This is a genomic window from Amycolatopsis thailandensis, assembly GCF_002234405.1.
Classification (GTDB): Bacteria; Actinomycetota; Actinomycetes; order Mycobacteriales; family Pseudonocardiaceae; genus Amycolatopsis; species Amycolatopsis thailandensis.
In genome coordinates this window covers 43,778-56,486 of record NZ_NMQT01000092.1, presented here as the reverse complement: position 1 = coordinate 56,486, position 12,709 = coordinate 43,778, and the positions used below count along the sequence as shown (strand labels likewise).

12 protein-coding genes are annotated in these 12,709 nt (G+C 70.4%); 8 read left to right on the top strand and 4 right to left on the bottom strand.

What is annotated here, in order from left to right; translation table 11 throughout:
• Positions 1-20 precede the first annotated feature (20 nt).
• The gene (locus tag CFP71_RS25055; RefSeq protein WP_341866900.1) at positions 21-296 is read left to right on the top strand and encodes a hypothetical protein; all 276 of its coding nucleotides are present in this window, start codon (positions 21-23) and stop codon (positions 294-296) included.
• Positions 297-323: 27 nt separating this feature from the next.
• Complete coding sequence (locus CFP71_RS25050) at positions 324-1,328, top strand: DUF3558 family protein (protein ID WP_093936383.1); 1,005 nt, start codon at positions 324-326, stop codon at positions 1,326-1,328.
• Here CFP71_RS25050 and lhgO read toward each other — a convergent pair.
• Positions 1,325-2,581 (bottom strand): L-2-hydroxyglutarate oxidase, encoded by a 1,257-nt coding sequence (lhgO, locus tag CFP71_RS25045; protein ID WP_341866901.1) that lies wholly within the window; start codon positions 2,579-2,581, stop codon positions 1,325-1,327. The genes CFP71_RS25050 and lhgO overlap by 4 nt on opposite strands.
• 8 nt (positions 2,582-2,589) lie before the next feature.
• Between lhgO and CFP71_RS25040 the strand changes: the two genes are divergently transcribed.
• Both CFP71_RS25040 and CFP71_RS25035 read left to right on the top strand, forming a co-directional pair.
• A complete protein-coding gene (locus tag CFP71_RS25040) occupies positions 2,590-3,186 on the top strand; it encodes a TetR/AcrR family transcriptional regulator (RefSeq protein WP_093936381.1) in 597 nt (198 codons plus the stop codon).
• The gene (locus CFP71_RS25035; RefSeq protein WP_093936380.1) at positions 3,183-3,674 is read left to right on the top strand and encodes a nuclear transport factor 2 family protein; all 492 of its coding nucleotides are present in this window, start codon (positions 3,183-3,185) and stop codon (positions 3,672-3,674) included. Before CFP71_RS25040 ends, CFP71_RS25035 begins: the two co-directional genes overlap by 4 nt.
• Before the next feature lie 69 nt (positions 3,675-3,743).
• Here the strand turns inward: CFP71_RS25035 and CFP71_RS25030 are convergent, their stop codons facing one another.
• Together CFP71_RS25030 and CFP71_RS25025 are read right to left on the bottom strand one after the other, a co-directional pair.
• Positions 3,744-5,291 (bottom strand): MFS transporter, encoded by a 1,548-nt coding sequence (locus tag CFP71_RS25030; RefSeq protein ID WP_093936379.1) that lies wholly within the window; start codon positions 5,289-5,291, stop codon positions 3,744-3,746.
• Complete coding sequence (locus tag CFP71_RS25025) at positions 5,288-6,388, bottom strand: C45 family autoproteolytic acyltransferase/hydrolase (RefSeq protein WP_093936417.1); 1,101 nt, start codon at positions 6,386-6,388, stop codon at positions 5,288-5,290. Before CFP71_RS25025 ends, CFP71_RS25030 begins: the two co-directional genes overlap by 4 nt.
• Positions 6,389-6,511: 123 nt before the next feature.
• Between CFP71_RS25025 and CFP71_RS25020 the strand changes: the two genes are divergently transcribed.
• Both CFP71_RS25020 and CFP71_RS25015 read left to right on the top strand, forming a co-directional pair.
• The gene (locus CFP71_RS25020; RefSeq protein WP_093936378.1) at positions 6,512-6,724 is read left to right on the top strand and encodes a hypothetical protein; all 213 of its coding nucleotides are present in this window, start codon (positions 6,512-6,514) and stop codon (positions 6,722-6,724) included.
• Positions 6,721-7,416, top strand: a complete 696-nt coding sequence (locus tag CFP71_RS25015) for a hypothetical protein (RefSeq protein WP_093936377.1) — start codon at positions 6,721-6,723, stop codon at positions 7,414-7,416. Before CFP71_RS25020 ends, CFP71_RS25015 begins: the two co-directional genes overlap by 4 nt.
• On the opposite strand, the gene CFP71_RS25010 is transcribed toward CFP71_RS25015, so the two are convergent.
• The gene (locus tag CFP71_RS25010) at positions 7,386-10,511 is read right to left on the bottom strand and encodes an AfsR/SARP family transcriptional regulator (protein WP_093936376.1); all 3,126 of its coding nucleotides are present in this window, start codon (positions 10,509-10,511) and stop codon (positions 7,386-7,388) included. The genes CFP71_RS25015 and CFP71_RS25010 overlap by 31 nt on opposite strands.
• Before the next feature lie 118 nt (positions 10,512-10,629).
• On the opposite strand from CFP71_RS25010, the gene CFP71_RS25005 reads away from it, so the two are divergent.
• Together CFP71_RS25005 and CFP71_RS25000 are read left to right on the top strand one after the other, a co-directional pair.
• A complete protein-coding gene (locus CFP71_RS25005; RefSeq protein WP_093936375.1) occupies positions 10,630-11,760 on the top strand; it encodes a DegT/DnrJ/EryC1/StrS family aminotransferase in 1,131 nt (376 codons plus the stop codon).
• 7 nt (positions 11,761-11,767) lie between these two features.
• Complete coding sequence (locus tag CFP71_RS25000) at positions 11,768-12,700, top strand: NAD-dependent epimerase/dehydratase family protein (protein WP_093936374.1); 933 nt, start codon at positions 11,768-11,770, stop codon at positions 12,698-12,700.
• Positions 12,701-12,709: the final 9 nt, after the last annotated feature.

Sequence of the window (12,709 nt, the reverse complement as noted above, 5' to 3'; positions counted from 1 at the left end):
GCGCCGAGGAGGGCCCCAGCATGAACCGCCATCGCAAGCCGATCACCGCGCTCTTCGCGGCGGTCTTCCTGCTCGGCGGATGTTCCGAGACGATTTCGGGGACGGCGTCGCCGGTGCCCGGCCAGGGGCCGGTGCTCACCAAGGCGGCGCCGTGCTCGTTGCTCACCCCTGGACACGCCGACGCGATCGCGTCGAAGCTGCCCGGCGGGCAGCCGGACCCGAAGATCGTCGCGCCGCCGGGGCAGCGGAAACCCGAACCTTCCTCCCTGAAGTACTGCACCGCCGCGCACAAGTAGTGTGCGAGCCGAAGATGGAGGGGACGCATGCGGTTTCGGAATTCGCTCGCGATCGGGCTGACGGTGCTGGCGCTCGGCGGCTGCACGTCGACGATTCCAGGTACGGCCTCGCCGGTGCCCGGACAGGGGCCGGTGATCACGAAGGCCGAGCCGTGCGCGTTGCTGACGCAGGACCACGCGAACGCGCTGGGCGTCACGTACCCCGGTGAGGAACGCGCCGCCAAGCCCGATCAGAAGACCCCCGCGGTCTGCCGGTTCCGGAAGCTGGAGGACGTCAGGAAGGCGTCGAACCTCGAGGTCTCGTTGAGCAAGGACCTGTCCTTGAACGAGTACATGAACGGCGCGCAGTCCGGCGAGAAGTTCGGGATCGGCGGTTTCACCTGGACGCGGTACGCCACCATCCTCGGCCCGGACTACTGCTCGCTGAGCACGGAACTCACCCCGGACTCCTTCGTGGAGATCGCCAGCGAGAGCCCCGATCACACCGAGGGCAACGCGTGCGACCTGGCCAAGGCGGCGGCCCCGGCCGTGGCGTCGAAGCTGCCGGGCGGACAGCAGGATCCGCAGATCACCGCTCCGCCCGGACAGAAGCCCGCCGAGCCGGGCGGGCCGCTCGTGACCACCGACCCGTGCGCCATGCTCAAGCCCGAGCAGACCGCCCAGTTGCGCCTCGGCCCGACCGGTGAGCCGATGAAGTCCAGTTCCGACCCGAACCAGACCGGCTGCGAGTGGGCCGACACGGACGGCGACAAGGGCGAAAAGGCCTTCGACCTGTGGTTCTACACGTCGAAGGCGATCGACGAGGCGCCATCGCTGATCACGCAGGGCGAACCGCAGGACTTCGACTCCGGCGACCGCAAGTGGAAGCTCTACACCGAGTCGGGCAGCAAGCTGTGCGCGGCCGGTCTCGCGATCACCGCGACGTCGACGGTGGCGATCATCGCGGGCAACCTCGACGACCCCGCGAAGGCGTGCGACGTCATCAAGGCCGCCGTGCCGCTGCTGAACGCGAACCTGCCGCCGTCCTCCTAGGAGCTCACCTCGTCGGCGATGTGCTTCGCGATCTCCAGCGCGCTGGTCGCCGCCGGCGAGGGCGCGTTGAGGACGTGCACCTGGTTCCGCGCGGTCTCGATCAGGAAGTCGTCGACGAGCGCGCCGTCCGGGCGCAGCGCCTGTGCCCGGACGCCGGAGCCGTGCCGCACGATGTCGTCCTCGGTGACGGCGGGAACGAGCCGCGCGAGGCTTTCGGCGAAGCGGCGGCGTGAGAACGACCGGCGGACCTCGTCGAGCCCCGTCGGGTACGCGTACTTGCGCGCGAGCCGCCAGACGCCGGGGAAGCGGGCGACCTCGGCGAGATCCTTCGCGGAGAAGTCGCGCCACGTGTAGCCCTCGCGGCGCAGCGCCAGCACGGCGTTGGGGCCGGCGTGCACGCTGCCGTCGAGCATGCGGGTCAGGTGCACGCCGAGGAACGGCAGCGACGCGTCCGGGACCGGGTAGATCAGGCCGCGCACCAGATGGCGGCGTTCGGGCTTGAGCTCGTAGTACTCGCCGCGGAACGGCACGATCCGCGCGCTCGGGGTGAGCCCGGCGAGCCGCGCGACGCGGTCCGCGTGCAGGCCCGCGCAGTTGACGAGCGCGTCCGCGTGGATCACCTCGTCGCCGGTCGCCACCTCGACGCCGCCGGTGCGGCCCGGGCGGATCCCCAGCGCGGACGTGCCGAGCCGGAGGTCGGCGTCGGACTCGTCGAGCAGCCGCACGAGCGCGGAGCAGACGGCGGGGAAGTCGATGATGCCGGTGGATTCCACGCGCAGCGCGGCGACGCACGAGACCTCGGGCTCGTACTCCCGGGCCTCGCTCGGCGTGATCAGCTTAGCCGGGACGCCGTTCGCTTCGGCCCGTTCGGCGAGCACCTTCAGCGCCGGGAGCTCCGCTTCGGAGGTGGCGACGACGAGTTTGCCGCACACCTCGACCGGCACCCCGTACTGCCGTGCGAAGTCCACAATGGACCGATTGCCCGCGGTGGACATCCTCGCCTTGAAGGATCCCGGCTTGTAGTAGAGCCCCGCGTGCACGACGTTCGAGTTGTGCCCCGTCTGGTGGGCCGCCCAGCGGTCCTCCTTTTCGAGCACCGTGACGTCCAGGCCTCTTCTGGTCAGTTCCCAGGCTGTGGCGAGACCGACGATCCCGCCCCCGATGACTACGACTGTGCGCACGATCGACCAGGTTACCCGGAGCGCTACCTGACAAGTGTCAGGTTGACTGGTAGCGTACCTGACCGATGTCAGGTAAGCGGTTGAGCAAGGACGAACGCCGGGAGCGGATCCTGGCCGCGGCGGCGCGGGTGTTCGCCGCGTCCGGGTACGACGCGGCGGGAATGCGCGAGGTCGCGACGGCGGCCGGGATCAGCACGCCCGTGCTCTACGACCATTTCCCGTCCAAGGCGGCGCTGTACGCGGGCCTGCTGGAGTCCGAAGTGGACAGTCTGCTGGCCGGCTGGGCCGGCCTGCCGCCGTCCGAGACCGCCGAAGAACTGCTGCGCGGCCGGGTGGCGGCGATCTTCGCCTGGATGGAGACGAATGAACGCGGCTGGCGGATGATCTTCGCCGAGACGCCGTCCGACGAGGGTGTCGCCGAGGTGCACCGGCGCGGGCAGGCCAGGGCGACCGGGCGGCTGACCGAGGTGTTCGCCCGGGTCCCCGGCCTGGCGCTGACCGCGGACCTGCCGCGCGACCGCGCGAACGAGGCTCTCGCCGAAGCGGCGAAGAGCGCACTGAACGCCATCGCCACCTGGTGGTGGAGCAACCGCGACATCCCGCGGGAGCAAGTCGTCGCGCTCACGACGGATCTGTTGTGGCGCGGTCTGGGGAATCTGATCCAGGAGGACGTATGAGCACCGAGACCACCGAGCGGTACCGCCGGGCCCTCGAGACCCGGGACGTCGAACTCGCGCTGAGCGGTTTCGCGCCGGACGTGATCGTGCATTCGCCGCTGACGAGCCGGGTCCGGTTCACCGGGCACGCGGAACTCAAGCCGCTGCTGGAAGTCGCCTACACGCATCTGCGCGACGTGCGGTTCCACACCGACACCGGCGACGCGACGACGCGGGTGGTCGTCTACACCGCGCGGATCGGCGCGGAGGAGATCGAAGAGGCGGCGGTGCTGAAAATCGGCGAGGACGGGCTCATCACCGAGGTGACCTTGTTCGTGCGGCCGCTGCCCGGCCTCGTCGCGCTGATGGACGCCTTCGGCCCGGACATCGCGCGCCGCAACGGGCGCGAGTTCGCGGCCAGGCTGCTGAGCCTGGCCGCGAAACCGTTGCTGGCCATGGTGCGGATGGGCGACCGTCGCGCGGTCCCGCTGGCCGGACCGAGGGGCTGAAGGACGCTTTCCCCGCATCTCATGCGGGGAAAGCGCCCTTCACCGCGTCCCATGCGGTGAAGGGCCCCTTCAGCCCGCCGGGACCGGAACCGGCGCGAGCTCCTCTTCAGGGTCTTCGAGCTCCTTCGGCACCCCGCGCAGCGTGAACAGCGCGCTCACCGCCAGCAGCGCCATCAACCCGGCCGAGCACAGCATCGTCACCTGCAACCCGTCGACGAACGCCAGTTTCGCACTGGCGAGCACCGAAGCTCCTTGATCGGGCGGTAGCTGCGCCGCGACCTGGACGGCGCCGCCGAGCGTGTCCGAGATCGCCCCGGCGGCCTCCGGTGGCACCCCCGCCGGGATGACGAGTTCGCGGCGATACAGCGCGCCGAGCGCACTGCCGAGGATCGCGATCCCCAGCGCCCCGCCGAGTTCGGTCGCCGTTTCGGAGATCGCCGACGCCGCGCCCGCCCTGGTCTTCGGCACGACGCCGAGCACCGTGTCCGTCGCGACGGCGAGGATCAGCGAAAGCCCGATCCCGAAGACGATCATCGCGAACAGCAGGTCCGGGTAGTCGATCGTCACGCCGATACCCGAGTACAGCGCGAACCCGGCCGCCGACGCCGCGCAGCCCAGCGCGATCGTGACCGCCCGTCCGAAGGCCTTGATCGCCAGCGGCGCGAGCACACCGCCGAGGATCGCGCCGCCCATCCCGGGCAGTCCGGCGAGCCCGGACTTCAGCGGAGACCAGCCGGCCACCAGCTGCAGGTATTGCGCGAACATCAGCGACACCGCGAGCTGCGCGAACATCGCCAGGATCGTGGTGCCGACGGTCGCCGAGAACGCGCGCCGCGCGAACAGCTTCAAGTCCATCAGCGGCTCGGCCAGCCTCGGCTGCCGCAAGACGAACGCCACCAGGCAGCCGAGCCCGAGCACGGCGGCGAGCGCGATGTCCCAATGCGCCCAGCCCTTGTACGCGATTTCCTTGATCGTGTAGACGATCCCGACCATGCCGACGAGGGACAGCAACACGCTGGGCACGTCGATCCGGCCCGGCGCCGGGTTCTTCGATTCGGGCAGGATCAGCGCGCCGGCGATCACCAAGACCAGCACCACCGGCACGTTGACCAGGAACACCGAACCCCACCAGAAGTGGTCGAGCAGGAAACCGCCGACGAGCGGGCCCATTCCGAAACCGAGGATCGTCAGCCCGCTCGAAACCCCGATCACCGCCGCGCGTTCCTTGCCGGTGAACACGTTCCGCACGATCGACAGCGTCGACGGCATCACCGTCGCGGCGGCGATCCCGAGCAGCGCGCGGGCGGCGATCAGGAGTTCCGACGTCGGCGCGTACGCCGTGATCACCGAAGCGACCCCGAACAGCGACGCCCCGATCAGCAGCAGTTTCTTCCGGCCGATCCGGTCGCCGACGTTCCCCATCGTGATCAGCAGCCCGGCGAGCGCGAAGCCGTACGCGTCGGCGATCCACAGCAGTTCCGTCGTCGACGGGTGCAACTGCTCCGAAAGCGACGGCAGCACCAGGTGCAGCACGGTCAGGTCGATCGCGATCAGCAGTTGCGCCAGGACGCAGACCGCGACGGTGCCGATCTTGCGGCCTTTGCCGATGGCGGTCACCTCGAAACGCCGAAGGTGAGTTCCGGTGAGTGCCGCGCGGTGCCGTTCTCACCGTCGCCCAGGTAGAACCGGGTGCTCATCGTGCGGGCCGCCGGATCGAGGACGCTGCGCCACAAGGTCCGCCACGGCGCGCCGGGCTCGATCGCGACGGACACCGCGTCGAGCGCGTCGCGCGGCTCGGCCACTTCCGCCTCCTTGGTGAGGGTGCGCAGCCGCTGGTAGGTGAGCATCGTCTCCGGCGTGTCCTCCGGCAGCGCGTCGAGGTCCGGGTGGCGGTGCAGCGGATGATTCGTGACGCACAGCGGCCCGTCGGCGACCTCGACGAAGTACTCGATGTCGTGCGCGCCGCGCTCGTAGACGAAGCCGCGCCCGGAGGCGTCGGCGACGATGTAGTGGCAGGGCGCGCCGTGCGCGTACTGCTTGGCGAGCATCAGCGCTTCCTTGGCCTCGTCGACGGTTTCGCACGTGTCGAGCAGGTACCGGCAGACCTGGGGCACCGACAGACCCGCCTGCGGACCGGGGTCGTGCTCCAGCGGTGTGGCCGCTTCGAGGTCGGCCATCAGCAGCGCGACGACGAGCCCGGCCTCGTTGACGCCCTCCATCGCACCGTCCACTGTGGACATCGAAAGTGACGTCGAGGCGATGCCGTCGTCGGGGATCGTGGTCAGGACGTACGGCCGCGACGCCATCGGCACGGTCCCGTCGTCGACGGGCTCCGCCCCCGCCATCACCGCGCCGAGCTGGCTCCAGCTCAAGGTGAAGAAGTCGTAGTTCCGGCCGAGCGTGCTCCCCGTCCACAGCGCCGAACAGCCCGATCCGGCGGGCAGGGCGGAGGCGTTGTCGAAGGAGACCGCCGCGTCGGCAGGGAGTCCGTAGGCCTCGGCGAACCCGGCCACGCGTTCGGCGTACTGCGGCCAGTTCCGCTCGAACCAGACACGCCGGGCCTTGGCCACGATCGGATCCGCGGGTGGCGGAGTCCAGTCCGAACGCTCCTTCGTTTCGACGCCGAGGGCGTGGCCGATCTCGGCCTGGGTGCCGCGCAGCGTCAGGTGCCGCACGGCCAGGAAGTCTTCGGGTGATCCCGCGAGGTAGGTCATGTCCGGGAGCGTGTCCGCCGCCGCTGACCGTCCGCGCACCACGCGCTGACGGCTTGTCATCCGAATGTCATGTGCCCCGCGCGAAAGTGCTCTCACCACGGCAAACGACAAGCGAGGGAAGCCATGCTGAGCAACAAGGTGTACATCATCGGCGGAGGAGTGTTGTGCGTCCTCTTCATCGCGCTCGCGATGGTCGAGTTCTCCACCGGCTACCCCGAGGACGGGGCCCAGGACCTGCTCTACGCCGCGCTGAGCGCCATCGCCGGCGGCGTGCTCTACGTCCTCGACCGCCGTCAGCGCGAGCGCCGCGCGGCCGAACGGCGTGACGCCCGATGAGGAACATCGACGGAGGTTTCCCCGCCACCGGAGACCAGGCCGCGCTCGACCGCCGCGAACAGGACGTGCGGAAGGGCAAGCTCGCGCTGGCGCTGACCGTCGTGGGCGGATTCGTCGCACTGATCGCCGGTTACAACGTCCTCGTCGACTTCACCCCGGGCTCGCTGGCGGTGACGCTGATCGCGCTGCCCGTCGCGGTCGGCGGCGGCGTGCTCACCAAACATCTGATGCGCAACGTCCGGTTCCGGGTGTACAAGCCGAACGCGGGCCTCGTCGGCGCCGCGAAGCTGACCGGGCTCCTGGTGGCCTTCTTCGGGCTCGCAGCCCTGCTCGGGTCGATCGGGGCGCCCGGTCCGCTGCGGATCGTCCTGATCGCGGGCGGCGTCGGCACCATCGCCTACGTGCGGTCGTTGCACGATCAGCAGTGGGTGCTCTTCGAACTGGACGCGGTGGGCGTGCGGGTCGAGCGGACGGTCGTGCCCTGGCGTGAGGTCACCCGGCTCACCACCGACCCGGTCGGTCCCGGGATGACCAGGCTCGGCGCGATCGGAGTCAACGCGGAACCGTTGTACGTCGCTGTCCAGGACAGCGAACTCGACCCGCGTCTGCTCACCGAGGCCATCGGCCGCTTCGCGCCGCAGGGGATCCGGCTGACCCGCGCTCAGGACTTCCTGGGCAACCCGGCCAGTTGAGCGGCGCCGCGCGTGGCGAGTCCCCGGCGATAGGCCCGGTCGAAGTCCTCGCCGAGCCGCTCGCGCGCGGTCGTCCGGAGCAGGGCGGCGTCCAGATCGACGGCGAACGGGGTGCCCCGGACGGTCACCGCGGCGCCGATCAGGACCGCCGCCCGCTCGGGGTCGCCCCGGAGCAGCGCGACCCCGGCGAGGCCTTCGACGGCGCAGGCCAAGGTGGTGCTGTCGTGCCACTGTTCCGCCGAAAGGAGCGCCTGCCGGTGCAGTTCTTCGGCCTGGTCGGCGTCGCCCTCGGCGGCCGCGACCCAGCCGAGTGAGATCCGCGCCCCGGAGCGGCCCCCCTCGGAGGTGAAAGAGCCACCTGAGCACTCCGAAAGCGCGAGTTCGCTCAGCGCGCGAGCCGTGGCCAGATCCCCTCCGTGCCGGGCGAGGGTGGCGAGGCCGACGTACCCGAACGCCCGGCTTTCCGGCATCCCGGCGCGGCGCGCTATCTCGACGGCGAGTTCGAAGTCCGCCCGCGCTCCCGCCGCGTCGCCGTGGAGCAGCTTGCTGGTGCCCCGGCGGCACAGAAGGTCCGCGTTGTCGTCGGACGCGCCGAGTTCCCGCATCAGCCGGAGCGCCTCGTCCATCAATTCCAGGGCTTCGGCCTGGCGGTTCGTCCAGATCAGGATCTGCGACAGGTGGTCGAGCGTCATCGAAAGGCCCCAGCGTTCCCCGATCGCGCGGAACGCGGCCTCCCCTTCCCGCAGAAGTCCTTCCGCCGTTTCGAGTTCGCCTTGCATCAGCATGCGCAGCCCGTAGCCGGTCGGCACCAGCGCGAGGCTCCAGGCGTCACTGTGCGCCAAGAGTGCCTGACCGCGTTTGAGCAGTTCGTCGTCGTCACCGGGCGGCCCGGTCACCACCCCCATCAGCATCAGGAGCGCCGGGTTCCTCGGCGCACTGACCATGTTCCGCACGAGGCTGTCCACCTCGGGAAAGTGACGGCCGAGGGCTTCGTGCTCGCGGAGTCCCGCGGCGGCGCTGAGCACGCAGAGCTGGTACTCCTCTTCGAGGCCGTCCGGCGGCTTCGGGCCGAGGTTCTTGATCACTTCCAGGCACAGCGTCGAACCTTCGAACCGGCGACCGCGCATCCACCAGTACGTCACCAGCGAGGCCGAAAGCCGGAGCGCGATCCGCGTGTCGGTTTCGGTGGCCCAGCGCAACGCGGCCAGGAGGTCGTCGTAGGCCGCGTCGAGCCGGTCGAGCCAGGCGAGCTGGTCGCCGGTGCGCAGGAGCGGGTCCGCTTCCTCGGCGAGGGCGAGGAAATGCTCGGCGTGCGCGCGCCGAAGCCGTTCCGTTTCACCGGCTTCGGCGAGCTTCTCGGCGAAGAACGCCCGGATGGTTTCGAGCATCCGGTACCGATCCCCGGTGCGTTCGACCAGCGATCTGTCCACAAGGGACGGAAGCAGGTCCTCGATGTCCGGGACGGCACAGACCGTTTCGGCGTCGGCGAGGGTCGTGCCGCCCGCGAAGACGGTCAACCGTCTGCCGAGCAGGCGTTCGTCGTCCTCCAGGAGATCCCAGCTCCATTCGACGACGCCGCGCAGTGTGCGATGCCTGCTCTCGGCGCCCCGGCTGCCCCGCGAAAGCAGCTTGAAGCGGTCGTCCAGCCGCGTGGCGATCTCGCCGACCGGCAGCGTCCGCACGCGCGCGGCGGCGAGCTCGATGGCCAGCGGGAGCCCGTCGAGCGCGGCGCACACCCGCTGGACGTCGCCCGCCGTCGTGTCGTCCACGGCGAACCCCGGATCGTTGGCCTGCGCGCGGTCGGCGAACAGCCGGACGGCGGCGAACTCCAGCGACCGGTCGGGCGGAGTGCCCGGCGGCGGCACGGCGAGCCTCGGCACGGGAGAGACGACCTCGCCGGTGATGCCCAGCGGCTCCCGGCTGGTGGCCAGCACACGCAGCGCCGCGGCCGCGCCGAGCAGCCGGGCGACCAGCTTCGCGGCGGCCTCGACCAGATGCTCGCAGTTGTCGAGCACCAGCAGCACCGCCCGGTCGGCGAGCGCGTCGATCAGGCGCTCCACCGGCGCGTTCTCCACGGTGACCGTCCCGAGCGGGACCGTCCGCAGGCCGAGCGCGGTCAGCACGGCGTGGGCGACGTCGGCGTCCTCGCTGTAGGGCGCGAGCTCGACGAAGACCGCCGGGAGGTCCGCCGCCGCCGCGGTCTCGACGGCCAGCCGGGTCTTGCCCGCGCCTCCGGGCCCGGTGAGCGTCACCAGCCGCGAGCGATCCAGCTGGCCGAGCACGTGCCGGAGGTCGCCTTCGCGGCCGATGAAGCTGGTGAGCTGCGCGGGGAGCGGCGCCGTCGTGGCCTTGACGGTCGGCGCCTCACCGCGGAGCACGGCGAGATGCGCGGCGGCGAGTTCCGGCCCGGGGTCCGCGCCGAGCTCGTCCGCCAGGACGCGGCGGGCGTCCTCGAACGCGGTGAGCGCGTCGGCCTGACGTCCGGCGGCGTGCAGCGCGCGGATCAGCAGCGCGCGGGGCCGCTCCCGCAGCGGCTGGTCGTCGATGACCTCGCGAAGCCCGGCGAGGACGTCTTCGTGTCTTCCGAGCTTGAGTTCGGCTTCGGCACGGTCTTCGATCGCCGACGTCTTCAGCTCGTTCAGCCTGGTGACCTGCGGATCGCGGAACGGCGCGTCGGTGATGTCCGCGAAAGCGGGTCCCCGCCAGAGACCGAGAGCGTCGCGAAGCAGTTCCGACGCCTTCGCGGCGTCTCCCGCCGCGAGAGCGCGTCGGCCTTCGGCGGCGAGCCGTTCGAAGCGGTGCACGTCGACGTCGCCAGGGTCCACGGCCAGCCGGTAACCCGCCGGGCTGAACTCGACGGGCGCGAGGTCTTTCAGCGCGCCGCGCAGCCGCGAGACCTGCGATTGCAGCGCGTTCGCCACGCCTTCGGGCGGCTGTTCGCCGTAGAGGCCGTCGATGAGCCGCTCCGCCGGGACGACCCGGCCCGCCTCCAGCGCGAGCAACGCGAACAGCGTCCGGACCCTGGGGCCGCCGACTCCGACGGCGGTGCCGTCCTCGCGGCGCACCTCCGTCGCCCCCAAGACGCCGAATCGCATGCCGCCAGATTAGGGCGTCCGGTGGTGTCCGTGGTTTGACCTGGGTGGATCCAGCCCGCCCGAGATCGGCCGAATGGCGTCTATACACTTCGCCGGGTCCCCACGCAATGGGAGAGGTATGTCTGAGCAGGAACCCGTGGTCCTCGGTCAGCCGACCGTCGGCGACGAAGAACTCGCCGCGGTGGCGGAGGTGTTCCGGTCCGGCTGGCTGGCCGGTGCCGGCCCCGCGTGCCGCCGTTTCGAGGAACGCTTCGCGAAGACCGTCGGCACCGCGCACGCCCTGACCACCAGCAACTGTGGGTCGGCACTCTTCCTCGGGCTGCGTGTGCTCGGCGTGAAGCCGGGTGACGAGGTCATCGTCGGCGACTACACCTTCCCCGCCACCGGCCACGCCGTGCTCCAGGCGGGCGCGACGCCGGTGTTCGCGGACATCCGCCCGGACGTCTGGAGCGCCGACCCGGCGTCGATCGAAGCCCTGATCAAGCCTCGTACGGTCGGCATCCTCGCCGTCGACGTCGCCGGTCAGCCGGGTGACTTCGACGAGTACCGCGCGATCGCCGACAAGCACGGCCTATGGCTCTTCGAGGACGCCGCCTGCGCCGCGGGCGCGACCTACAAGACCCGTCCCGCCGGCAGCCTCGCCGACCTGGCCGCGTTCTCCTTCCACGGCCGCAAGGGCATCACCGCGGGCGAAGGCGGCGCGCTCGTCTCGGACCGCGAAGACCTCATCGCGCACGCGCGCAAGCTGCACACCTACGGCATCGAGCCCGCCATCACCCGCGAGGGTTCCGGCGCGCTGCCGATCCCGGAGTTCCACGAGCTCGGCTACAACTTCCGGCTCTCGGACGTGCAGGCCGCGATCATGAACGTCCAGCTCGACCGCCTCCCGGACCTGCTCTCGGCCCGCCGTTCGGTGGCCAAGCGCTACCACGAGGCGTTCGAGAACCTGCCCGGTCTCGACGTCCCGGTCGAACTGCCGGACCGCGAACACCCGTGGCAGGCCTACATCCTCACCGTGGCCCCGGAGATCGACCGCGACGCGCTCGCGCTGCGGATCCGCGAGCAGGGCGTGCAGTGCAACTTCGGCACCTACGCCTCGCACCTCCAGCCCATCTACGGCAAGAAGCAGACCTTGCCGGTTTCGGCGGACCTCTTCGCCCGTCATCTCGCCATCCCGATGCACGCCAACCTCACCGATGACCAGGTCGACCGGGTCATCGGGACCGTCAGCGCCGCACTGCCGAGCTAGGAGAGAAATGCCCGACAAGAAGGTCTTCTTCACCGGGGGCGGTGGCTTCATCGCCGCGCACGTGATCCCGATGCTGATCGAAGGCGGCTACACCGTCCGCGTCTTCGACAACATGACCCGCGGCGACCGCGCCCGGATCAACGAGTTCGTCGCCACCGGCAAGGTCGAACTGGTCGAGAAGGACGTCCGCTACGGCGGCGCCGTGCGCGAGGCCATGCGCGGCTGCACGCACGTCATCCACTTCGCGACCGTGTCGATCAACAAGTCGGTCGCGGACCCGCACGAGTCGATCGACATCAACATGGTCGGCAACCACAACGTCTTCGCCGCCGCGGCGGACGAGGGTGTCGAGCGGGTCGTGTTCGCCTCGACCGCGTCCGTCTACGGCGACCCGAAGCGGCTGCCGATGCACGAGGACGACGAGCTCAAGCCGCTCACGCCGTACTGCATCTCGAAGCGCGCGGGCGAGGACATGCTCGGCTTCTACGAGCGCACCAAGGGGCTGTCCTGGAACGCGCTGCGGTTCTTCAACGTGTACGGCCCCGGCCAGAAGATCGAGGCCTACTACACGTCGGTGATCAACCACTTCATTCAGCGCCTGCGCGCCGGCCAGCCGCCGATCATCGACGGCCGCGGCGACCAGTCGATGGACTTCGTGCACGTCACGGACCTGGCCCGCGCCGTCGTCGCCGCGCTCGAATCGGAGCAGGCGAACCTGCCGATCAACATCGGCACCGGGATCGACACCTCCATCGCGACGCTGGCGAAGATCCTCATCGACGCCGTCGGCGTGAACGTCGAGCCGCTGTTCAACGAGCGCGACGTGCTGGTCTCGCGTCGTGCCGCCGACATCACCCGTGCCCGCGAGATGCTCGGCTGGGAGCCGAAGATCTCCGTCGAAGAGGGCATGTACGAACTGGTGAAGGCTTCGGAGGGATGACCGCCGGGC

What these genes read in the sequence shown, in the direction of transcription:
- CFP71_RS25000 (WP_093936374.1), top strand. Translation starts at nt 11,768, where the DNA reads ATGCCCGACAAGAAGGTCTTCTTCACCGGGGGCGGTGGCTTCATCGCC.
- CFP71_RS25005 (WP_093936375.1), top strand. Translation starts at nt 10,630, where the DNA reads ATGTCTGAGCAGGAACCCGTGGTCCTCGGTCAGCCGACCGTCGGCGAC.
- CFP71_RS25050 (WP_093936383.1), top strand. Translation starts at nt 324, where the DNA reads ATGCGGTTTCGGAATTCGCTCGCGATCGGGCTGACGGTGCTGGCGCTC.
- CFP71_RS25035 (WP_093936380.1), top strand. Translation starts at nt 3,183, where the DNA reads ATGAGCACCGAGACCACCGAGCGGTACCGCCGGGCCCTCGAGACCCGG.
- CFP71_RS25025 (WP_093936417.1), bottom strand. Translation starts at nt 6,388, where the DNA reads ATGACCTACCTCGCGGGATCACCCGAAGACTTCCTGGCCGTGCGGCAC.
- CFP71_RS25015 (WP_093936377.1), top strand. Translation starts at nt 6,721, where the DNA reads ATGAGGAACATCGACGGAGGTTTCCCCGCCACCGGAGACCAGGCCGCG.
- CFP71_RS25010 (WP_093936376.1), bottom strand. Translation starts at nt 10,511, where the DNA reads ATGCGATTCGGCGTCTTGGGGGCGACGGAGGTGCGCCGCGAGGACGGC.
- CFP71_RS25020 (WP_093936378.1), top strand. Translation starts at nt 6,512, where the DNA reads ATGCTGAGCAACAAGGTGTACATCATCGGCGGAGGAGTGTTGTGCGTC.
- CFP71_RS25055 (WP_341866900.1), top strand. Translation starts at nt 21, where the DNA reads ATGAACCGCCATCGCAAGCCGATCACCGCGCTCTTCGCGGCGGTCTTC.